This window comes from Pseudoxanthomonas sp. F11, from assembly GCF_037046485.1.
Lineage (GTDB): Bacteria > Pseudomonadota > Gammaproteobacteria > Xanthomonadales > Xanthomonadaceae > Pseudoxanthomonas_A.
Genome location: NZ_JBANLZ010000001.1, coordinates 499,134 through 520,604, shown reverse-complemented (window position 1 = coordinate 520,604; position 21,471 = coordinate 499,134). Strand labels below are relative to the sequence as shown.

At 68.6% G+C, this 21,471-nt stretch carries 21 protein-coding genes; 13 read left to right on the top strand and 8 right to left on the bottom strand.

Annotated elements, in window-relative coordinates; translation table 11 throughout:
* Nucleotides 1-67: 67 nt before the first annotated feature.
* On the bottom strand, nucleotides 68-808 hold the full coding sequence (gene lpxH, locus V8246_RS02630; RefSeq protein ID WP_336187802.1) for a UDP-2,3-diacylglucosamine diphosphatase: 741 nt from the start codon (nucleotides 806-808) through the stop codon (nucleotides 68-70).
* 90 nt (nucleotides 809-898) lie between these two features.
* On the opposite strand from lpxH, the gene gltX reads away from it, so the two are divergent.
* Together gltX and V8246_RS02620 are read left to right on the top strand one after the other, a co-directional pair.
* Nucleotides 899-2,305, top strand: a complete 1,407-nt coding sequence (gene gltX / locus V8246_RS02625; protein ID WP_336187801.1) for a glutamate--tRNA ligase — start codon at nucleotides 899-901, stop codon at nucleotides 2,303-2,305.
* A gap of 13 nt (nucleotides 2,306-2,318) precedes the next feature.
* Nucleotides 2,319-2,807: a Fur family transcriptional regulator gene (locus tag V8246_RS02620; RefSeq protein WP_336187800.1), complete on the top strand. Its 489-nt coding sequence runs from the start codon at nucleotides 2,319-2,321 to the stop codon at nucleotides 2,805-2,807.
* 360 nt (nucleotides 2,808-3,167) lie between these two features.
* Here the strand turns inward: V8246_RS02620 and V8246_RS02615 are convergent, their stop codons facing one another.
* Nucleotides 3,168-5,333 carry a TonB-dependent receptor gene (locus tag V8246_RS02615; RefSeq protein ID WP_336187799.1) on the bottom strand — a complete coding sequence of 722 codons (2,166 nt, stop codon included), beginning with the start codon at nucleotides 5,331-5,333 and terminating at the stop codon, nucleotides 3,168-3,170.
* Nucleotides 5,334-5,424: 91 nt separating this feature from the next.
* Between V8246_RS02615 and V8246_RS02610 the strand changes: the two genes are divergently transcribed.
* Both V8246_RS02610 and V8246_RS02605 read left to right on the top strand, forming a co-directional pair.
* Nucleotides 5,425-5,832: a MerC domain-containing protein gene (locus V8246_RS02610; RefSeq protein WP_336187798.1), complete on the top strand. Its 408-nt coding sequence runs from the start codon at nucleotides 5,425-5,427 to the stop codon at nucleotides 5,830-5,832.
* Nucleotides 5,833-5,974: 142 nt separating this feature from the next.
* Complete coding sequence (locus V8246_RS02605) at nucleotides 5,975-6,151, top strand: 30S ribosomal protein THX (protein ID WP_185895485.1); 177 nt, start codon at nucleotides 5,975-5,977, stop codon at nucleotides 6,149-6,151.
* A gap of 65 nt (nucleotides 6,152-6,216) precedes the next feature.
* On the opposite strand, the gene hutI is transcribed toward V8246_RS02605, so the two are convergent.
* Nucleotides 6,217-7,443, bottom strand: coding sequence for an imidazolonepropionase (gene hutI / locus V8246_RS02600; protein ID WP_336187797.1), 1,227 nt, complete (start codon nucleotides 7,441-7,443; stop codon nucleotides 6,217-6,219).
* Nucleotide 7,444: 1 nt separating this feature from the next.
* Nucleotides 7,445-7,639 (bottom strand): hypothetical protein, encoded by a 195-nt coding sequence (locus tag V8246_RS02595; protein ID WP_336187796.1) that lies wholly within the window; start codon nucleotides 7,637-7,639, stop codon nucleotides 7,445-7,447.
* Between the two features lie 83 nt (nucleotides 7,640-7,722).
* Between V8246_RS02595 and V8246_RS02590 the strand changes: the two genes are divergently transcribed.
* The 4 genes from V8246_RS02590 to V8246_RS02575 all read left to right on the top strand — a co-directional run bounded on the left by V8246_RS02590 (nucleotide 7,723) and on the right by V8246_RS02575 (nucleotide 12,727).
* A complete protein-coding gene (locus tag V8246_RS02590) occupies nucleotides 7,723-8,979 on the top strand; it encodes a formimidoylglutamate deiminase (protein WP_336187795.1) in 1,257 nt (418 codons plus the stop codon).
* A gap of 126 nt (nucleotides 8,980-9,105) precedes the next feature.
* Nucleotides 9,106-10,749 carry a serine hydrolase gene (locus V8246_RS02585; protein WP_336187794.1) on the top strand — a complete coding sequence of 548 codons (1,644 nt, stop codon included), beginning with the start codon at nucleotides 9,106-9,108 and terminating at the stop codon, nucleotides 10,747-10,749.
* Nucleotides 10,750-10,751: 2 nt separating this feature from the next.
* On the top strand, nucleotides 10,752-11,969 hold the full coding sequence (locus tag V8246_RS02580; protein WP_336187793.1) for a histidine kinase: 1,218 nt from the start codon (nucleotides 10,752-10,754) through the stop codon (nucleotides 11,967-11,969).
* Entirely contained in the window at nucleotides 11,966-12,727 is a 762-nt protein-coding gene (locus V8246_RS02575; protein ID WP_336187792.1) for a LytTR family DNA-binding domain-containing protein, read from the top strand. Before V8246_RS02580 ends, V8246_RS02575 begins: the two co-directional genes overlap by 4 nt.
* A gap of 6 nt (nucleotides 12,728-12,733) precedes the next feature.
* On the opposite strand, the gene V8246_RS02570 is transcribed toward V8246_RS02575, so the two are convergent.
* The 3 genes from V8246_RS02570 to V8246_RS02560 form a co-directional block, all read right to left on the bottom strand.
* On the bottom strand, nucleotides 12,734-13,243 hold the full coding sequence (locus V8246_RS02570; protein WP_336187791.1) for a methylated-DNA--[protein]-cysteine S-methyltransferase: 510 nt from the start codon (nucleotides 13,241-13,243) through the stop codon (nucleotides 12,734-12,736).
* An 82-nt stretch (nucleotides 13,244-13,325) separates the two neighbouring features.
* Complete coding sequence (locus V8246_RS02565) at nucleotides 13,326-14,825, bottom strand: AlkA N-terminal domain-containing protein (RefSeq protein WP_336187790.1); 1,500 nt, start codon at nucleotides 14,823-14,825, stop codon at nucleotides 13,326-13,328.
* A gap of 49 nt (nucleotides 14,826-14,874) precedes the next feature.
* Nucleotides 14,875-16,140, bottom strand: coding sequence for an ectonucleotide pyrophosphatase/phosphodiesterase (locus tag V8246_RS02560; RefSeq protein WP_336187789.1), 1,266 nt, complete (start codon nucleotides 16,138-16,140; stop codon nucleotides 14,875-14,877).
* A 56-nt stretch (nucleotides 16,141-16,196) separates the two neighbouring features.
* On the opposite strand from V8246_RS02560, the gene V8246_RS02555 reads away from it, so the two are divergent.
* Nucleotides 16,197-16,718 carry a DUF4440 domain-containing protein gene (locus V8246_RS02555; protein ID WP_336187788.1) on the top strand — a complete coding sequence of 174 codons (522 nt, stop codon included), beginning with the start codon at nucleotides 16,197-16,199 and terminating at the stop codon, nucleotides 16,716-16,718.
* Between the two features lie 87 nt (nucleotides 16,719-16,805).
* Nucleotides 16,806-17,156 (top strand): hypothetical protein, encoded by a 351-nt coding sequence (locus V8246_RS02550; RefSeq protein ID WP_336187787.1) that lies wholly within the window; start codon nucleotides 16,806-16,808, stop codon nucleotides 17,154-17,156.
* A gap of 42 nt (nucleotides 17,157-17,198) precedes the next feature.
* Here V8246_RS02550 and V8246_RS02545 read toward each other — a convergent pair whose 3' ends face one another.
* Complete coding sequence (locus V8246_RS02545) at nucleotides 17,199-17,933, bottom strand: ThuA domain-containing protein (RefSeq protein WP_336187786.1); 735 nt, start codon at nucleotides 17,931-17,933, stop codon at nucleotides 17,199-17,201.
* A 107-nt stretch (nucleotides 17,934-18,040) separates the two neighbouring features.
* Here V8246_RS02545 and hutU point away from each other — a divergent pair, with 107 nt between their 5' ends.
* From hutU to V8246_RS02530, 3 genes are all read left to right on the top strand, one after another.
* Nucleotides 18,041-19,708 (top strand): urocanate hydratase, encoded by a 1,668-nt coding sequence (gene hutU, locus V8246_RS02540; RefSeq protein WP_336187785.1) that lies wholly within the window; start codon nucleotides 18,041-18,043, stop codon nucleotides 19,706-19,708.
* 143 nt (nucleotides 19,709-19,851) lie between these two features.
* Nucleotides 19,852-20,481 (top strand): sigma-70 family RNA polymerase sigma factor, encoded by a 630-nt coding sequence (locus V8246_RS02535; protein WP_336187784.1) that lies wholly within the window; start codon nucleotides 19,852-19,854, stop codon nucleotides 20,479-20,481.
* A 295-nt stretch (nucleotides 20,482-20,776) separates the two neighbouring features.
* Nucleotides 20,777-21,457: a FecR domain-containing protein gene (locus V8246_RS02530; protein ID WP_336187783.1), complete on the top strand. Its 681-nt coding sequence runs from the start codon at nucleotides 20,777-20,779 to the stop codon at nucleotides 21,455-21,457.
* The last annotated feature ends 14 nt before the right edge of the window (nucleotides 21,458-21,471 follow it).

Sequence of the window (21,471 nt, the reverse complement as noted above, 5' to 3'; positions counted from 1 at the left end):
GGAGCGGGCCATGCCCGCGATGCTGTTCCTCCGCCTGAGCGAAGAGCATCGCGCCCATGGGGCGCTCCTACAGGAGCTTCTCCAGCGCCATTCCACGGGGCTCCACGCGCAGCACGGAGCCTTGCTCGTACCAGTCGCCCAGCACGATGCGCCGGCACGCATGATCACCGAGGGTGAGATCGTGGAGGGCAGGCCGGTGTGTGTGGCCGTGGATCAGCGTATCGATGCCGAACTGCGCCAGCGTCGCCTCCACGGCTGACGGCGTCACGTCGGTGAGCGTTTCGAACGAGGCCTGGTTGTCCTGCTTCATGCCGCCCTGATGCGCGGCGCTGGCGGCACGCGCCTGCGCCGCGAACGCGAGTCGCGCGGCCAGGGGCTGCGACAGGAACTGCGCTTGCCATGCGGGATTCCGCGTCTGCGCCCGGAACGCCTGGTAGGCCGTGTCACCCGTGCACAGCAGGTCGCCGTGCATCAGGATCGCTGGCTTTCCATACAACATGACGACCGCGGGGTCCGGCAGGATACGCATGCCGGCGCGCCGGGCGAAGGTGTCGCCCAGCAGGAAATCGCGGTTGCCGCGGATGAAGAACACCGGCACGCCGGCATCGGCCACCTCGCGGATGCGCGCCGCGACATAGGCGCCGGTCTCGGAGGGGTCGTCATCGCCCACCCAGGCCTCGAACAGGTCGCCGAGGATGTACAGCGCGTCGGCGCGGCGGGCCTCGCCCTGCATGAAGGCCCCGAACAGCTCGGTCACGGCGGGGCGTTCGGCGTCCAGGTGCAGATCGGAGATGAAGAGCGTGGTCATGCGGGGATTCTAAGCCCTCCCCCTGAACGAGCAGGAGGAAACGCGGTGCGCGCGGGTTAAAATCGCCGTATTCCGTCTGTCGAGTTCCCCATGGCCTGCCGCACCCGTTTCGCTCCCAGTCCCACCGGCTACCTGCACATCGGCGGCGCCCGCACGGCGCTGTACTGCTGGCTGGAAGCGCGCCACCGCGGCGGCGAGTTCATCCTGCGCATCGAGGACACCGACCGCGAGCGCAGCACCCAGGCCGCCATCGACGCGATCCTGGAGGCGATGGACTGGCTGGGCCTGGGCTACGACGAGGGCCCGATCTACCAGACCCACCGCATCGACCGCTACCGCGAAGTGGCCGAACGACTGGTCGCCGACGGCAAGGCCTACTACGCCTACGAGACGCGCGAGGAACTCGACGCGATGCGCGAGGCGGCGATGGCCAAGCAGGAGAAGCCGCGCTACAACGGCGCCGCGCGCGAGCAGGGCCTGCCTTACCGCGACGACCCGAACCGCGTCATCCGCTTCAAGAATCCGCTCGATGGCGTGGTCGCCTTCGACGACCTGATCAAGGGCCGCATCGAGATCGCCAACAGCGAGCTGGACGACATGGTGATCTTCCGCCCGGACGGCTACCCCACGTACAACTTCGCCGTGGTGGTGGACGACTGGGATATGGGCATCACCGAGGTGATCCGCGGCGACGACCACATCAACAACACCCCGCGCCAGATCAACATTTACCAAGCGCTGGGCGCGCCGGTGCCCAAGTTCGCGCACATGCCGATGATCCTGGACGAGCAGGGCGCCAAGCTGTCCAAGCGCACCGGCGCGGCCGACGTGATGCAGTACAAGGACGCGGGCTACCTGCCGCACGCGCTGATCAACTACCTGGCGCGGCTGGGCTGGTCGCACGGCGACCAGGAACTGTTCACGCGGGAGGAGCTGATCGACCTGTTCGAGGTGAAGGACGTGAACTCCAAGGCCGCGCGCCTGGACATGGCCAAGCTCGGCTGGGTGAACCAGCACTACCTGAAGACGGACGCGCCCGCGGACATCGCGCCGCACCTGGTCTACCAGTTGGAGAAACTGGGCGTGGACCTGTCCACCGGCCCGGCACCGGCCGACGTGGTGGTCGCCCTGCGCGACCGCGTGCAGACACTGAAGGAGATGGCCGAGAAGGCGCTGGTCTGGTACCGGCCACTGACTGCATACGACGATGCCGCGGTGACCAAGCATCTGGGGGCTGCCGCCCAGGCGCCGCTGGCCAAGGCCCGCGAACATCTGGCCGCGCTGGCGGACTGGAGTGCCGAAAGCGTGTCGGCGGCGCTGCACCAGGCCGCGACGGCACTGGAACTGGGGATGGGCAAAGTGGCGCAGCCGCTGCGCGTGGCGATCACCGGTACCCAGGTCAGCCCCGACATTTCGCATACCGTTTACCTGGCCGGTCGCGAGGAAGCCTTGAAACGCATCGACGCCGCACTCATCAAGTGCGGTACGTCCGCCTGACTCCGGATCGCCCATGCCCAACGCCCACGCCTGCACCGACCCGCACCATCACGTCCACGACGCGCAGGCGTTCGTAGCGGCGGTGGAGCATGCGTGCCAGGAGCGCGGGCTGCGGCTGACGCCGATCCGCGCGCGCGTGCTGCAGCTGATCGCCGAAGCCGGCAAGCCGGTGAAGGCGTACGAACTGCTGGAATGGGTGCGGGCCACCAAGGGCGTCGGCGCCGATGCGCCGCCGACGGTGTACCGCGCGCTGGACTTCCTGATGGCCAACGGTTTCGTTCACAAGCTGGAATCGGTGAACGCCTTCGTCGCCTGCCATCACCCGAACAGCGCGCAACATTCGGTGCCCTTCCTCATCTGCGACCGCTGCCACAGCGCAGTGGAACTGGAGGATCGCGACGTGGTGGCCGCCCTGGATGCGCGCGCCAAGGCGCTGGGCTTCCAGCCGCAGGCACAGACGCTGGAAGTGCATGGCCTGTGCGCACGCTGCGCGGCGGCGTGAAGGTTGAGCTGTTGTAGGAGCGACGTGAGTCGCGACCGCAGACCTGCAGCGCACTGAATCCTTGTCGCGCGCGGGGGGAGAGCCATCGCGCGACGGTGTGCGAGCCGGTTCGGATATCTAGCGACGGACGCCTTGCGGTCGCGACTTGCGTCGCTCCTACAGTCGCATCGACATGCTTCTCTGGCCGCTGCCGCTACCGCCCTCGGTGAACACTCCCGGATCGGCAGGTTCGCGATCGCCGCGACTACGGCCAGCGCCATGTCGACGCACCACATCCACGCGTAGCCGCCGAAGCGTTCCGACACCAAAAAGGCGGCTGCCGTACCGGCCAGCCGCCCGGGGGAGAGACTCAGCGCTGGATCAGAAGTACGCGCGGATGCCGAAGGCCACGCCGCGTCCCGGCAGCGGCGCGTAGTCGCGCAGCAGCGAGGTATGCGGCCGGGCTTCCTCGTCGGTCAGGTTGCTGCCGTCCAGGAACACCTCCCAACTGGAGGCCGGGCGGTCCCAACGGTAGGCCACGTGCGCGTCGACCAGCGTGTAACCGTCGCTGGGCTCCTCGTTCTGCGCCACGTCGTCCTGCTTGCTGTAGCGCACCGCGCCCAGCGAGGCGCGCCAGCCGCCCAGCGACCAGCCCAGGTCCGCGCCGAAGCGCATCGGCGAGATGCGGGGCAGGTAGCCGCCCTGGGCGATGTCGACCTCGTAGCCATGCGTGTGGTCGCCGTGCGGCACCTCGAACGCGACCGTGCGCAGGCCGCTGCCATCCAGCTTGGCGCGCACGTAGTCGCCGTACAGACGCAGGTCCCATGCGCCAGCCGCGGTATCGGCCAACTGGATCTTCGCCTCGGCCTCGGCGCCGGTGAAGGTGGCGTCGTCCTGCGTCCACAGGCGCACCGGATAGCCTTCCTCTTCCACACCGGTATCGGTCAGGTAAATGAAGTCCTTGAACCGGGTCTGGTAGACGGCCAGCTTCAGGTCGACGCGGTCGGTGTGCCAGTGCGCGCCGATCTCGGCGCGCACGCCCTTTTCCGTATCCAGCGACGCATCGCCGATCTCGATGGACTGGGTGGCCACGTGGGTGCCGCCGGCGAACAGTTCCTCGTTGGTCGGCGCGCGCTCGGAACGGTCCAGGCCGAAGCGCAGGTCGAAGCCGTCGCTCAGGCGCCAGATAGCGGCGGCCGACAGGTTGACCGCGCTGAAATCGGTGGAAGCGCGGTCATCGGGCTTCAGCTTGACCTGGTCGTAGCGGCCGCCCAGCTCCAGCTTCCAGGGGCCGAAATCCTTCTCCTGCACCACGAACAGGCCCAGCGTGTCGGTGACGGTGGACGGCACGAAGGCCTCTTCGCCCACCGCGCTGAAATCGGTGCTGCCGAACTGCAGGCCGAAGGCGCCGCGCCAGCCGTTCCACGTCTTCTGCACCGCTTCCAGGCGGGCGTCGTAGCCCTCGTTGCTGAAGCGCGTGCCCACTTCGCTGCCTTCCAGCTCGACATGTTCGTAGTCGTTCCAGGCGGCACGCAGGTTGATGCTCTGCAGGAACGAGACCGGTTCGTAGACGCCGGCCTTCATGTCGAAGCGGTTCTGCGTCATGTCGATGCGCACGGCGCCTTCCTCGTGCGCTTCGTCGTCGTGGTCGGCTTCGCCATCGTGGTCGTGATCGTGGTCTTCCTCGCCGTGCACGTGAGCGCCGGCGGGGATGCCGTAGTTGCTGCGGTAGGTGCTGGCGGCCAGGCCGAAGTAACCGCGATCGCCCAGATAGGTCGCGCCCACCGCGCCCGCGCGCGTTTTCACCGAACTGTTCGGCAGGGTGCCCTTGGGCTGGGGTTCTTCCTCGTGCTCTTCGCCTTCTTCGTGGTCGTGCAGGATGGCGACGCCGGGAATGTCGTAGTCGTCGGTGTCGCGGACCAGGCCGTCGACATGCAGCACCCAGTTCCCGCTCACGCCGTCCAGACGGAACATGCCGGTGCGCTCGTCGTTGACGGTGTTGCCGCGCACTTCGGCGCGACCGCTCAGCGGCTGGTCGGGAATGGATTCGGCCAGGCGGCCGTCGACCACGTTGACCGCACCGCCGATGGCGCCGCTGCCGAACAGCAGGGTGGCCGGTCCCTTCAGTACTTCGATCTGGTCGGCGAGGAAGGGCTCGATGCTGACCGCGTGGTCGGCACTGACGGTGGAGGCGTCCATCGAGCCGAGGCCGCCGGACAGCACCTGCACGCGCGGGCCTTCCTGGCCGCGGATGATCGGGCGGCCGACACCCGTGCCGAAGTAAGTGGTCTGCACGCCCGGCAGCTTGGCGACGGTCTCGCCGAGGGTGCCGGCCTTGGTCTTGTCCAGGTCCTCGCCGTACAGCACGTCCACCGGGGTCGCGACGGATTCCGCATTGCCCTTCAGCGGCGAAGCGGTCACCACCACGGCCTCCAGGTCCTTGGTCTTGTTGTCGCTGGCGGTCTCGGCGAAGGCGGCAGGGGAGGCCAGGGCCAAGGCGAGGGCGGTGGCGAGCAGGCTGGGAGCGGGGCGTTGCAGGGAGAGCATGGGCAGGGATTCACTCATGTGGGGATAACGAATGATGTTATATTATACCAATAGCAACAATATAACCCTCCCGGAAGTCATACTTGCCGCCATGAAGTCTTCGTTTCGCCACCTGCTCGATCGGCTGGGCGCCGCCGGCTCCCTGATCTGTGCGCTGCACTGCGCCCTCGTGCCGTTGCTGCTGGCGCTGGCGCCGTCGCTGGGCCTGTCGCTGTGGCTGGGAGAGAGTCTGGAGGAGATCTTCGTGGTGTTCGTCACGGTGCTGGGCGCCTTCAGCCTGATCTGGGGCTACCGCCGGCATCGCGTCTTCCGCGCACTGGGCATGCTGCTGGCGGGTCTGGGGGCGCTGTGGGTGGGGGTGCTGTACCCACCTCTGCATGCCTCGGTGGTGCCGCATGCCATCGTGATGACCGTGGGCGGCACCCTGGTGGGCCTGGCCCATCTGCTGAACCTGCGCCTGAACCACTGGCACGTCCACGACGCCAGCTGCGCCCACTAGACCCGTCCCGCACGACCTGCGGCGGGCCCGAAAGGCCCCGCTGTGGTAGGCTTTGCGGCCTCGCGCGCGGCGCCCCCGAGCTGTGGATGCCCGTGCATCGCCCCGTCCAGGGCGGACTTTTCAATGAATCAGGAGAACAAAGATGGGCAAGGGTGATCGCAAGACGGCCAAGGGCAAGCGCTATTCGTCCAGCTACGGCAATGCGCGCAAGCACGCCGTCGCCAAGGCCGGCGTGGCGGCCACCGCCACCGCCAAGAAGTCGGTGGTGAAGGCGCCGGCGAAGAAGGCCGTGGCCAAGAAGGCTGTCGCCAAGGCGTGATGCCATCCGCACCGGCGCGGCCGGTTGCGACAGGAAACCCCGGCCATGGCCGGGGTTTCCGTTTTCTAGGCGCCGACGATGACGCGGCCGCCGACGTGGACGGCCGACACCAGATCGCCTCCCAGCCAGTACGCCAGTTGTGCCGGCTGGCCGATGCGCCAGCGCACGAAGTCCGCACGCTGTCCTATCGCCAGGCGGCCGCGATCCTCCAGACCCAGCGCCCGGGCGGCGTGGACGGTCGTGCCGCGCAGCGCTTCTTCCGGTGTCAGGCGGAAGTGGGTGCAGGCCAGCGACATCGCCAGCCGCAGCGACTGCAGGGGCGACGTGCCCGGATTGCAATCCGTCGCCACGGCCATCGGCACGCCATGGGCGCGGAACGCGTCGAGCGGAGGCAGTTTCGTTTCCCGAAGCACGTGGAACGCGCCCGGTAGCAGGACGGCGACGCTGCCCGCGCGCGCCATCGCTGCAACGCCCGCTTCGGACGCGTACTCCACGTGGTCGGCCGACAGGCCTTCGAAGCCGGCCACCAGCGCCGCGCCGCCGCCGTCGCTCAGCTGGTCGGCGTGCAGTTTCACCGGGATGCCCAGTGCGCGTGCCGCTTCGAACACGCGCTGCGTCTGCGTGGCCGTGAAACCGATGCGCTCGCAGAACGCATCCACCGCATCCACCAGGCCCTCCGCGTGCAGGGCGGGCAGCCAGCGGCATACGGCGTCGATGTAATCGTCGGCGCGCCCGGCGAATTCCGGTGGCAGTGCATGCGCGCCCAAATACGTCGTGCGCACCCTGATGCCGAGCGCGTCGCCGATGCGGCGTGCCACGCGCAGCATCTTCCGTTCGTTGTCGAAGTCCAGGCCGTAGCCGGACTTGATCTCCAGCGTGGTCACGCCGTCGTCGCGCAAGGCGCGCGCGCGCGGAAGCGATTGCGCGAACAGGTCGTCTTCGCTGGCGGCGCGGGTGGCACGCACGGTCGAGACGATGCCACCGCCGCTGCGTGCGATGTCTTCATAACTGGCGCCCTGCAGGCGCTGTTCGAACTCGCCGGCGCGGTCGCCGCCGAACACCACGTGGGTGTGGCAGTCGATCAGGCCGGGCGTGATCCATTCGCCCTGCGCGTCCACCAGGTCATCGGCCAGCGACGCGGGGGGCGCCGGCAGGTCCGTACGGTAGCCCGCGAAGACAAGCATGCCGTCGCGCCAGCCCAGCGCACCGTCCTCGATCACGCCGTAACCCGCATCGCCGGCCAGGGTGACCAGGCGTGCATTGACCAGCAGACCGTCCCAGCGCGTGTCCATGTCAGTCGCCTCCACCATCGCAGCCGCCCGCATCGGATGCGCAGCCGTCTTCGCCGTGCGTGGCGAGCGCGGGGTCGGTGGCGCTCTCGCCGGCACCCTCGGCGGCGCGGGTTCCCTTGTTCTTCGCCTGCACGGCGACAAAGACCACGATCAGCGCGATGGCGACGGCAGCCAGTGAAAGGATGATGGCAAGCATGGACGGGGGCGACCTGCGCGGGCGTGTCTTGGCGTGGGCGACGCGGTAGCCTAACGCACCCTGTCGCCGCCGCAAGCACTGCCATGTCGAACTCCGATCCCCTCGCCGGTCAGATCGTCGCCACCGACGCCGGCTGGCGCATGCCGGGCATCGCCAACCTGCATTCGCACGCCTTCCAGCGGACGATGGCGGGCCTGGCCGAACACCAGACCCATCCGGAAGACAGCTTCTGGACCTGGCGCGAGATCATGTACCGCTTCGCCGCACGGATGACGCCCGAGAGCACTTACGCGGTGGCGGCGCAGCTGTACGCCGAAATGCTGGAATCCGGCTACACGCATGTGTGCGAGTTCCACTACGTGCACCACCAGCCCGATGGCACGCCGTATGAGGACCCTGCGGCCATGTCCAAGGCGCTGATCGCTGCCGCACGCGACACCGGCATCCGCATGACCCTGCTGCCGGTGCTGTACATGACCGGTGGTTTCGACGGTCGCGAACTGTCGGTGCGCCAGCGGCGGTTCGGCCACGACGTGGACGGCTTCCTACGCCTGCTCGAAACCCTGTGTCCGCAGCAGGATGAGTCGTTGCGCGTGGGCTGTGCGTTCCACAGTCTGCGTGCGGTTCCGGAAACCGCGATGCGCGAGGTGCTGTCCGCGCTGCCGGGCGATGCGCCCGTGCACATCCACATCGCCGAGCAGGTGGGCGAAGTGCAGGACTGCCTGGCGCTGCGCAACGCGCGGCCGGTGGAGTGGCTGCTGCGTGAATTCCCGGTCGACCGGCGCTGGACGCTGGTGCACGCCACCCACCTGACGCCGGAGGAAACGCGGGGCGTCGCCGCCAGCGGCGCCACCGTCGCGATCTGCCCCACGACGGAAGCGAACCTCGGCGACGGCCTGTTTCCATTGCGCGAGTACCTGCAGGCGGGCGGACGCTGGGGCATCGGTTCGGATTCCCATGCGTCCGTGTCGCCGGTGGAGGAACTGCGCTGGCTGGAGTACGGCCAGCGACTGGTCACGCGACATCGCAACATCGCGGTACTGCCGGGCTCGCCCAGTGTGGGGCGCACCCTGCTGGCCGGGGTGCTGGACAGCGCCACGGATGCGACGGGCCTTGCGCCGGATCCGCAGGACGCCGTCTGGCTGGATGCGGATGCCCCGGTGCTGGCCGGCGCCACCCCGGAGGATCTCGTGGATCGCTGGCTGTTCGCCGGCAACCGGCCGTTGGTCCGGTCGGTCCGGGTCGGCGGGCGCGATGTGGTGGCCGGTGGACGCCATGTCGACCATGAGGCCATTGCCGGCCGCTACGGTGCGACGGTGCGCCGGTTGCTGGAGCACTGACTCATGACGGGCCGGCCGTCGTCCGGATCGCGGGTTTCGTCGCCGTCAGCGGTACGCCCATCGCAGACCCGCACGCGTGGCGATGTCCTTCGACAGCATGGCGACCGCCCCCTCAGGAGAACCGCCATGGCCTACGCCCATTCGCTCGCCTTCACCCTGGCCACCGCCGGCCTGACCGTCTTCACGCCCGCCCATGCGATGAGCGACCAGGCCCTGGCTGGCATAGTGAAACAACGCCTGCAGGGCGACCGCACCGGCGCCTGCATGGCGGTGGCGGTCATCGAGACCGGTACCGTAGCCCGCACGTACCAGTGCGCGGATCCGAAGGAGGCGGCGCGCATCGGGCCCGACAGCGCGTTCGAGATCGGCTCGGTCAGCAAGACGATGACGGCGGCGCTGTTGGCCGACCTGATCGCGCAGGGCAAGGGGTCGCTGGACGATCCGCTGTCCGCCTGGCTTCCGGCAGGCACGAAGCTGCCCGACTACCAGGGCACGCCCATCCTGCTGCGCCACATCGTCACCCACACCTCCGGCTTGCCGGCGCTGCCCTCGCGCATGGGCGCGGCCGACATGACCGATCCGTACGCGAAACTGGACGAAGCGGCACTGCTCGCCTCGCTGGGCGATGTCACGCTCACCGCGGCGCCGGGCACGAAGTTCGAGTATTCCAACTTCGCCTCGATGGTGCTGTCGCACGCCGTCGCCCGCCGCGCGGGCGCCGACATGGAGACGCTGCTGAAGCAGCGCCTGTTCGCGCCGCTGGGCATGCGTCATGCTTACGTCAATACAGCGCCGGACGGCGTGCGTGCGGCCGTGGGCCACACGCCGAACATGCGTGCCACGCCGGCCTGGCATTTCCAGACCAATCTCGCCGGCGTCGGCGGCGTGCGCGCGACGCTAGACGACATGGTGCGTTACGTGCAGGGCCAACTGGGAGCCGAGCCCACGCCGATCTCGGCGGCGCTGCGGCGCTCGCAGCAGAAGCTGTCGGATGCACCGCCGATGGCGATGAACTGGATGCTGATGCCCGTCGGCGGACGCACGGTGCACGTGCACGAGGGTGGCACCGGTGGTTTTTCGTCGTTCGTGTCCTTCGACATCGAGAAACAGCGTGGCGTGGTGATCCTGTCCGACACCACCTGGAACTCGATCGGCAGCCTGGGGTCCCTGGGACTGCACCTGGTCGATGCCAGTTTTCCGCTGGGCGCGCCGCGGCGCGAAGCCAGGCCGGACGGCACGCTGCTGGATGCGCTGGCTGGCGAATACGAACTCGCGGGCGGCTTGAAGATGACGTTGCGCAGGCAGGGTGACGCACTGGAGATCCAGCCGGCCGGGCAGGGCACGTATGCGATGGGTTACGACAGTGCAGGCGATTTCTATCCGCGCGAGTTCGATGCCGTGCTGCGCCCACGGCGCACGGCGGAAGGTCAGTCCTTCACCTGGATGCAGATGGGCGCCGCGCTGCCGGCCAAGCGCATCGATGCCGCCGCATCGGCGCCGGTGCTGAAGGTCGACGCCGATGCCCTGCGCGACTATGAGGGCGACTATCCGCTCATGCCCGCGTTCTCGCTCGCGGTGAAGGCGCAGGGCGACACCTTGACCATCCAGGGCACCGGCCAGCCCGCGCTGCCCGTGCAGGCGGTGGCGCGCGATGTCTTCGTGATGGACGCCGTGGGCGCGGAGATCCGCTTCGAGCGTGATGCGGCCGGCAAGGTGATCGCGCTGACGCTGAAGCAGGCAGGCCAGCAGTTGCGTGGAGAAAGGAAGTAAGCATGGAACGGACCTATCCACTGCGGCACAAGCTGCCGGCCGAGGTGCTGGTAGGCGGGAACGCGGTGTGGAGCCGTTATCGCCAGTACCCGGTGTTTGGCCTGCGCTGGCTGCTCGGCCGCAGCCTGTTGTTCTGCGGCGTGATCGCGGTGGTCGCCGCATTCATCGGCATGGGTACGGGCGTCGTCGCCCAGGACGTCGGCGTTGCGATCAAGGTGGCCATCACCGAGTTCGTCGTCTTCAGTTCCATGGCCACGCTCGGTCCCGCGCTGGCGACCGCGGTGCGTCATCGTGCGTGGCCGCTGAGCCGTGAGCGCAAGGCCGTCGTGATCGCCGTGCTGATCGGCATGGTGCTCAGCTTCTTCATCGATCGGCTGGGTTCCTCCTACATCGAACAACTCATCAAGCCGGGTCTCGAGGCCGCGGGATTGAGCATGAATCCCCCGCCGCCGCCGCCATGGGTGAAGGCGATCGGACTGGCCATCAACGTGGCGGCGCTGGTGGTGATCTACGGCCTGTTCGGTGGCGGCCTCGCCCTGCGTGCCTACTTCAGCGAACACCGCCGCTGGGACGAGCACCGCCATGTGCGCGAACTGAACGCGCTCGAAAGCCGCGTGCATGAGGCCGACCTTCGCCTGGGGGTGCTGCAGGCGCAGGTGGAGCCGCATTTCCTGTTCAATACGCTGGCCTCCGTTCGTGCGCTGGTGCGGCAGGATCCGGCCCAGGCCGAAGCGACCCTGGATGCGCTGGTCGACTTCCTGCGCGCCACGATTCCGAAGCTGCGCGAGGACCGCGGCCTGCACGCCACGCTCGGCCAGCAGCTCGACCTGTGCGGCAGTTACCTCGCGCTGATGCAGGTGCGCATGGGCGGTCGACTGACCTATGACGTGCGGGTCGACGAGGCGCTGCGTGCGGCGCCGTTTCCGCCGTCGCTGCTGATCACGCTGGTGGAGAATGCGATCAAGCACGGCATCGAACCACGGCCCGGTCCGGGCCGCATCGAGATCGACGCGGTACGCGAGGGCGACGCGCTGCGCGTGCAGGTGCGCGACGACGGCGCGGGTCTTCAGCCTGGCCTGAGTACCGGCGTCGGTCTGGCGAACGTGCGCGAACAGCTGGCGGCACGCTACGGCGCGCGCGCGGCCTTCGTCCTGTCGCCGGCCGCTGAAGGTCGTGGCGTTTGTGCGGAAATCCGCGTGCCGCTGGGGTCGGTCGCGTGACCACCGTCACCGCCCTGATCGCCGAGGACGAAGCGCCGCAGCGACGCGCGCTGCAGCAGCAGTTGCGCGCGGCTTGGCCGGAGCTGGAGGTCGTGGCTGTCTGCGAGGATGGGCTCTCGGCGCTGGACGCCGTCGCGCAACACCGGCCGAAGGTCGCCTTCCTCGACATCCGCATGCCGGGCGTCAGCGGTCTGGATGTCGCCCGGCAGGTGGTCGCGCATGGAGGCCTGGTGGTGTTCACCACGGCCTACGAGGACTACGCGGTCCGCGCCTTCGAGGCAGGCGCGGCGGACTACCTGCTGAAGCCCGTGCAGGATGCGCGGCTGGCGCAGGCGGTGCAGCGCATGCGGGCGCGCCTGGCCGAGGCGCGGGCGCCGGACATGCGCTCGCTGATCGACGACCTGGAAGCGCGCCTGCGGCCGCAGGGCGACCGCCTGATCCGCTGGATCACCGCCAGCGTCGGCGATAGCGTGCGCATGATCGCCATCGACGAGGTGCTGTTCTTTCAAGCGCAGGACAAGTACGTGCGCGTGGTGACCGCCGAAGACGAAGCCATCATCCGCATGTCGTTGAAGGAGTTGCTCGGCGGCCTGGATCCGGACGTGTTCTGGCAGGTGCACCGCGGGGTACTGGTGCGCGTGCAGGCGATCGACCGCGTGCGCAAGGATGAACTGGGCCGCCACCAGCTCAGCGTGAAGGGACGCAACGACGTGCTGCCGGTCAGCGGCGCGTTCCAGCAGCGCTTCCGCGGGATGTGACCGCGCTCAGCTGAACAGGTCGCGGGACTTCGGCAGGGCGCCCTCCAGCTCCAGCAGGAACTGCTTGGTCGGCAGGCCGCCGCCGAATCCCGTCAATGCGCCGTCCGCGCCGATCACGCGGTGGCAGGGCAACACGATGGGCAACGGGTTGCGCCCGTTCGCCGCGCCCACCGCGCGCATCGCGGTGGGCTTGCCCACCCGCTGCGCCAGCTGCGCATAGCTGATCGTTTCGCCGTAGCCGATGCCTGCGAGCGTCATCCACACCGTGCGCTGGAACTCGGTGCCGCGCGGCGCCAGCGGCAGGTCGAACACGCACCGCTTCGCGGCGAAGTAGTCGTCCAGCTGGCGTGCCGCCAGATCCAGCAGGCGGTGATCGCCGGGCATCCATCCCTCACGGTCTGCCGGGTGCCGGTTGCGCGGGAACTCGATGGCATGCAGACCCGCGTCCGTTGCGGCGACGGTGAGCGTGCCGACCGGGCTGTCGAGTTCGCGATAGAGGATCATGGTGGGCAGCATAAGAGCGTTCGATGTAGGAGCGACGTGAGTCGCGACCGCAAGACTGAAATGCTGTTGCGACCCGAAATATCCCGGTCGCGACTCACGTCGCTCCTACAGAAGGCATTGCCTTCTGCGCCGGCATACTGGCCTTCCACAGGTGGACCACCGCATAGGCGCGCCATGGGCGCCAGGCCTCCGCGCGCGCGGTCAGCGCCTTCGCCGTCATCCGCGTGCCGTCGGTGGGCACGGCCTTCTGCAGTACCAGATCGTCGGCCGGGAACGCATCCGGATGGCCGAGTGCGCGCAGCGCCATGTAGTGCGCCGTCCACGGACCGATGCCGGGCAAGGCGACCCAGCGCGTGGTGAAGTCTTCCAGCGTGCGTTCCGGCCGGAAATCGACGCGGCCATCGAGCAGGGCGCGCGACAGCCCCCGGACTGTCTCGGCCCGCGCGCGGGTCAGGCCGATCTCGGTCAGGTCGGCATCCACCAGCGCCTCCGGCGTCGGGAACAGATGCGTCAGCCCCCCGAACGGGATCGCCAGCGGCGTCCCGTGCCGTTGCGCCAGGCGCGCCGTCAGCGTGCGCGCGGCGGCCACGCTGACCTGCTGGCCGATCACCGCACGCACCGCGATCTCGAAACCGTCCCAGCCGCTGGGCAGGCGCAGGCCCGGCCGCGCCTTCAGCAAGGGGCGCAGGCGGTCGTCGTGGCCCAGCGCCGCCGCAATCGCCTGCGGATCGGCATCCAGGTCGAACATTCGCCGCAGGCGGTTGACGATCTGCAGCAGATCCGTCGCCGCACCGCCCTGCAGTTCCAGCTTCAGCGCATGCGCGCCTTCTTCCCAGGCGCTGACCCGCAACCAGCCGGGCGTATCGGACGTGCCGATCACGCGCCGATAACTGATGTCGTCGACGGCTTCGACGCCGGGCAAGGCGCGACCGCGCAGGAAATCGAGCATGGCGCCGAAATCGTACGGCGGCCGGTAACCGAGCCGCAGTGTCATCGCGTCGCGGGCGACCGGCAGTTCGCGCTTGCGCAGATCGCGCGGTGCCATGCGGTATTCCTCGCGGAAGGCGGTGTTGAAGCGGGTCAGGCTGCCGAAGCCGGCGGCGAGGGCCACCTGGGTGATCGGCAAGGTGGTTTCGCTCAGCAGTTGCTTGGCGAACAGCAGACGGCGGGTGCCGTGCACGTCGGCCGGGGTGGCGCCGAGGCGATCGGTGAACAGCCGACGCAGGTGCCGTTCGCCCAGGCCCACGCGCTGCGCAAGGTCCGACAATGGCGCCTCGGTCAATGCACCCTGGTCGATCAGCTTCAACGCGCGCGCCACGACCTCATCGCCACGCCGCCACGTGCCATCGCCCGGTGCCAGTTCGGGACGGCAGCGCAGGCAGGGCCGGAAGCCCGCGGCTTCTGCGGCCGCCGCGTTCCGGTAGTAGACGATGTTCTGCGGTTTCGGTGCCGGTGCCGGGCACACCGGCCGGCAGTAGATCCGCGTGCTGGTGACGGCCGTGAAGAACAGCCCATCGAAGCGCGCGTCGCGGCTCAGGCGCGCCTGTTCGCAGACGTGGCGGTCGGGCAGGGCGGTGGCATCGGACGGGACCATGGAGGCAGGCTAGCACCGCATCCACGCCTCGACTCACCGTTTCCGGACATCAATGCGCCGGTGCCGCCCGCTGTTTTAGCGCCGGAGCGAACGTCTGCAGCGTCCCGTCGTTCGGCACTGCGCGGATGCGCAGCAGATGGGCCAGCAGCGGATAGACGTCGACATTGTCGAAGGCGGGCAATGTCGCGCCCGGGACGAAATCGGGGCCAGAGGCCACGAAGAAGGCGCGCATCTGCGGGTCTTCGGGCGCGAAGCCGTGTTCGCCCTTCAGGGGTTGATGCGGCAGCGGGTGACGGCGCAGTTGCAGGCGCCAGCCCGTGTCCACCTGGCAGACGATCGATCCGATGCGGGGATTGCGGCCGTAATGCCAGGCGGGCGGCAGGGAAGCTTTGTCCCAGCAGGCGTAATGATCATGGCGCCCGACCAGCCGGCGGCGCACTTCGGCCTCCTGACCCGGGCGCGGTGTGATGTGGGCGACAGGGCCCAACGATGTCCACGCATAGAGCGATTCCGGCACCACATCGTCAAGATAGGCCGTGTCCGAGGTGCGTACGTCCGCCATGCCGTGGTCGGACAGCACGATCAGGTTGGTGTCGGCGCGAAGGCCGCGAGCATCCAGTCCGCCCAGCAGCTTGGCCAGCGCGGCATCGATGGCCTTCATGGCCTCCATGGCCGGGGGCGAGAAGGTTCCCGACGCATGCGCGGCCACGTCGTACTGTTCCATGTACAGGGTGATGAACCGCGGGCGTTCCCCCGCCGGAAGATCCAGCCATGCCAGTACTTCGTCCACGCGCTGGTCGGGCGTCAGTTTGCCGTTGAACGGCCGCCAGTGGTCGGGGCGCGTACCCGCGATTTCCGCTTCCGAACCGGGCCAGAACATCGTGGCCGTCTTCAATCCTGTACGACGCGCGCCCACCCAGATGGGCTCGCCGCCCCAGAACCTGCCGTCCCGCCCCGACGCCTTCTTGGACTCGAACCGGCCCAGCATCGAGTCCTGGAGGTCGTTGTGCACGATGCCGTGCCGATCCGGGCGCAATCCCGTCACCAGCGTGTAGTGGTTGGGGAAGGTCAGCGTGGGATACGACGGATTGACCCACGCCGCCCGCGCACCCTGTGCGAACAGCGCATCGAGCGTGGGCATGCGGCCGGTGCCGGGGATGTCGGCGCGCAGGCCATCGATGGAGACCAGCAGCAGGGTGGGCGGCGAAGCGGGAGCGGCGGCAGGTGCGGGAGCGGCGCGTCGGGCGGGAGAGCTGCAGGCGGCCAGCAACACCAGCATGACCAGCCACGCCCCCCTGACGATTGGCAGGTGCATAGGCTACGTAATCACTCTAGAACGGAGACAGCTTGGCAGACTCCGGGACATTCCGCATGACAACGCGCCTGCGACTTTCGTCCACGCTGGTCCTGGGCCTGGTGGCGAGCCACGCGCTGGCCGCTGCGCCGGAGACTGGCCCGCCGGCCGAATGCCAGGTCTGGCAGCGCGAACTCAGCTTCGCCCGGTCCGTGGCCGAGCACGATGCGGTGGCCTTCGCCGAGCACCTGCATCCCGAGGCGGCCTTCGGCGTCAGCCGGACACCCACGCGCGGGCGCGACGCCATCACCCGCGAGTGGACGCCGCTGATCCAGGGCGCGACGCTGAAGCTCAGCTGGTACCCTGCCGTGGTGACCCTGGGAGGCGACGGCCGCACGGCGTATTCGAGCGGGCCGGCGCTGTACGAGGATCCCAAGACCGGGGAAAGCCGCATCGGCCGCTTCGGCTCGGTCTGGCATCGCGGCGACGATGGCGTGTGGCGCGTCCTGTTCGACGACGGCGTGTCGCCACAGAAAGCCGATGCCGCGGCCATCCAGCGCTTCCACGAGGGGCGCCGGGAACAGTGTCCGGCGGCATGAGGAGCACCTGAACCGCAGGATGGAAGCGTGCGACGCGGGCGCGCGCCGGGGCGTACCGTGTAGACCACGTTCCTCCGGAGCCCCCTCATGAAGTACCTCCCCCTCCTGGCCCTCGTTGCCTGCCTGATGGCGACCACCGCGCAGGCCCAGTCCCCCGCATCGACGCCGGAGCCGTCACCCGCGCCCACGCCTGCGCCGGTTGTCGACCCGCCGCGGGATGCCGCCACGTCGGCCGCCATGCCGGCGAAGAACGAGGACGCGCCGCGCCTGTCCGACCTCACCTGCATCCGGCAGACCGGCAGCCGCATCCGCCAGCGCGATGCCAAGACCGCGTGCAACGGCCAACCGGGGCGTTCTTACTCGAAGGACGATCTGGACCGCACGGGCCAGCCGAGTCTGGCCGAGGCCTTGCGTACCCTGGACCCCTCGATTCGTTGAGGTCGCCTGTCGCTTTTTCCGTGCGCGTGCAAGGTGAAGGCGTCAACAGTCGTCCGAACGTCCCGAGACATAGCGCAAGCCGCCCCGTAATTGGGCGATGAAGTGGCGGTCGGCATAGACCGCCACATCGTGCCCGAGGCCGCTGTACCAGCCGCGACCGCCATCGAAGGCATGGCACCACGCGATGGGATGGTCCGCGCCCATCGTGCCGCCCTCGTAGTGCCGCTCGTCCACCGTGGCGATCACCTGCACCCGTCCGCGCGGATGGGTGCGGTAGTTGTACAACTCGTCCGTGATCGACCAGCGCGCGCCCACCGGTTTGCCATCGCGTTCGGGCTGCACGTAGGTGGACTGCAGGCCCGGTGGATGGCTTTTGAAGTACGCGCCCACCAGCCGACCGTACCAGGGCCAGTCGTACTCCGTGTCCGCGGCCGCATGCACGCCGAGGAAGCCGCCCCCCTGGCGCACGAAGCCTTCCATCGCCGCCTGCTGTGCTTCATCCAGCACGTCGCCCGTGGTGCTCGCGAACACGATCACGCGATAGCGCGCCAGGTTGGCCGGACGGAACGCCTGCGCATCCTCGGTGTGGTCCAGCGCCATGCCCTCGTCCGCCGCCAGCCGCCGTAGCGCTTCCACGGCGGCCGGAATGGCGTCATGGCGGAAACCCTCGGTCCTGGTGAACACCAGGACGCGGTCGGGTGGGGCGCCCTGCACGGGCACGGCGAACAGCAGGCCGACCCCCAGCAGGGCCGGGAAAGCGCGGCGGAAAAGATTCATGGCCCGATTCTGCCACGCATGCCTTCGCGCACTGCAGCATCGCCGCGGCTCGCGCAGGGCGGGGCCTCCCGCCGATAATGGCTGCATACCTGCATCTGGAACCTGTCATGTCCGATCCCCGCCACGACCCTTCCCGCGTCATCCGCGCCCCCCGTGGCAACACGCTGACCTGCAAGTCCTGGCTCAGCGAGGCGCCGTACCGGATGCTGCAGAACAACCTGGACGCGGAAGTCGCCGAAGACCCCACATCGCTGGTGGTGTACGGCGGCATCGGCCGCGCTGCGCGCGACTGGGCCTGCTACGACGCCATCCTCAAGTCGCTGCGCGAACTCGACGACAACGAGACCCTGCTGGTGCAGTCCGGCAAGCCGGTCGGCATCTTCCCCACGCATCCCGATGCGCCGCGCGTGCTGATCGCCAATTCCAACCTGGTGCCGCACTGGGCCACCTGGGAGCACTTCAACGAACTCGACCGCAAGGGTCTGGCGATGTACGGCCAGATGACGGCCGGCTCGTGGATCTACATCGGCAGCCAGGGCATCGTGCAGGGCACCTACGAAACCTTCGTCGAGATGGGGCGCCAGCACTACGGCGGCAACCTGGCCGGCAAGTGGATCCTCACCGCCGGCCTCGGCGGCATGGGTGGGGCGCAGCCGCTGGCGGCGGCGCTGGCCGGTGCCAGTTCGCTGAACATCGAATGCCGCCAGTCCAGCATCGATATGCGCCTGCGCACGCGCTACGTGGACGAACAGGCCACCGACCTGGATGACGCGCTCGCACGCATCGCCAAGTACACCGCGGCGGGCGAAGCCAAATCCATCGCGCTGCTCGGCAACGCCGCGGAGATCCTGCCGGAACTGGTGAAGCGTGGCGTGCGCCCGGATGCCGTCACCGACCAGACCAGCGCGCACGACCCCGTGCACGGCTACCTGCCGATCGGCTGGACGGTGGAGCAGTGGCTGGCCGAACAGAAGGCCGAACCCGAGCGCGTGCGCGATGCGGCCAAGCAGTCCATGCGCGTGCACGTGGAAGCGATGCTGGCGTTCCAACAGATGGGCGTGCCGACGTTCGACTACGGCAACAACATCCGGCAGATGGCGTTCGACCAGGGGTTGAAGAACGCGTTCGATTTCCCCGGCTTCGTCCCGGCCTATGTGCGTCCGCTGTTCTGCCGAGGCGTGGGCCCGTTCCGCTGGGTCGCGCTGAGCGGCGATCCGGAAGACATCTACAGGACCGACGCCAAGGTGAAGGAACTGATCCCCGACGACGCGCACCTGCATCGCTGGCTGGACATGGCGCGCGAGCGCATCAGCTTCCAGGGCCTGCCGGCGCGCATCTGCTGGGTGGGCTTGGGCCTGCGTCACAAGCTGGGCCTGGCGTTCAACGAAATGGTACGCAACGGCGAGCTGAAGGCGCCGGTGGTGATCGGCCGCGACCACCTCGATTCCGGCAGCGTGGCCTCGCCGAACCGCGAGACCGAGGCGATGAAGGACGGCTCCGATGCCGTATCCGATTGGCCTCTGCTCAACGCCATGCTCAATGTCGCCGGCGGCGCCACCTGGGTGTCGCTGCACCACGGCGGCGGCGTCGGCATGGGCTACTCGCAGCATTCGGGCGTCGTCATCGTCTGCGACGGCACAGAAGAGGCCGACAAGCGCATCGCCCGCGTGCTGTGGAACGACCCGGGCACCGGCGTCATGCGCCATGCGGATGCCGGCTACGACATCGCCGTGCAGTGCGCGAAGGAGCAGGGGTTGAAGCTGCCCATGCTGTGAACCATCGTCTGTCGTGATCGAAGACGGCCCGCCGCGGCGGGCTGTCCTTCGGGCGCGGCACATCGTCATATCCGCGTCATCCCCGCTGCCCAGAATGGAGCGGTCGTGCCTGTCCTCCCCCAGGGCACGTTCGGGGATCCGTCTTGTCGCTCCAACATCCGGTCGAAGAGGCCGTGCCCGACGACGCCGGGCGCGAGCACTGGTTCGCGGTCAACATCCTGCCCCACGAAGTGTCCCTGCGGCGCTGGCTGACACGGCTTCGGGTCCAGGATCCGGACGCACTGGACATCATCCAGGAGAGCTATGCGCTGCTCCTGGAACGCGAGCGGCTGGACGACATCCTCAATCCCCGCGCGTATCTGTTCCAGGTCGCGCACTCGCTGATGTTGCGCAACATCCGCCGCGCGCGGATCGTGCCGATCCTGGCGATCGAGGAGCTGGGCAGCGTCGAACTGGCCGACAAGGCGGCCACGCCGGAACGCAATGCCATGGGCCGGGACGATCTCCGCCACCTGGCCGACCTGATCGCGGGCATGCCCGAACAGGCCCGCCAGGCCTTCGTCCTCCGCCGCGTCCATGCACTGCCCCAGCGGGAGATCGCCCGACGCATGGGGATTTCCGAGAACACCGTCGAAAAACACATCGCGCGTGGCATCCGATGGCTGGGCGAACGGCTGGCCGATGGCGGAAACGGGGTGTTCAACGTCTCCAAGGGAAGTGGTCGGGATACCAGGAGGGCCTATGGACGGTCGCGAAACCAGTCAGGCGATTGAGCGGAAGGCGGCGCAATGGGTTGCGCGGATGGATCGCAGGCCGCTCGAGGCGCAGGAACAGGAAGAACTCCAGCACTGGCTGAGCGGCGACGCACGCAGGCGCGGCGCATTCATCCGTGCGCGGGCCTTGTGGTGCCGCCCGGACGCCATCGCCAGCATGGCGCCCCCCCCGGTTCTGCACCCATTGGAAGAGGTGCCCGCGCCCGCCAGTCCTCGTGGGAATCGCACGGATCGCTCACCACGGCGCAGTGGTCCGGCACTGCGTCGAGGGGTCGCCGCGCTGGCGGCGTCGATCATGCTGTTCGTCCTGGTGGTCGCCAGCATGCCGATGCCGGCGGCCTATGCGACGGCGAAGGGAGAGATGCGCCGGGTGCCGCTGATCGATGGGTCGACGCTTACCCTCAATACCGAAAGCCGCGTCGACGTCTATGAAGAGGAGCACCGCCTGCGCGTGAGGGTCCGGCGCGGAGAGGTGTTCGTGGAAGCGTCCGGAAGCGGCGAACCCCTGCTCGTGGAAGTCGATGGAGTGCAGCTGCGTGCGGGTGTCGCGGCCTTCGTGGTGCGCAAGCTGGATGGCCAGCCGGCCCAGGTCGTCGTGCAGGACGGCGAAGTGGGTCTGCCTGCGCCCAATGGATCGGTGAAGTCGCTGGCTGCGCACCAGCGCGGATCGTGGAAGACCACGTCTGACCGTGTCGAGGTGGCCTCGCTGTCGGCGGACCAGATGCATCGCGAACTGGCGTGGCGCGAAGGCAAGCTCGCCTTCCACGGGCAACGCTTGGCCGAAGCCGCCGAAGCCTTCGCGCGCTACAGCGATGTCCGGATCGTCATTCCCGATCCACGCCTGGCGAATGCGTCCGTCACCGGCTTGTTCGCCGCCAACAACCCGGCAGGATTCAGTCGCGCGGTGGCGGACGTGTTCGGCGCGGACGTGCGCCAGCACACCAGTCGCGAGATCGTCATCGTTCCGGAAGATTAAATTTTCATGACGCA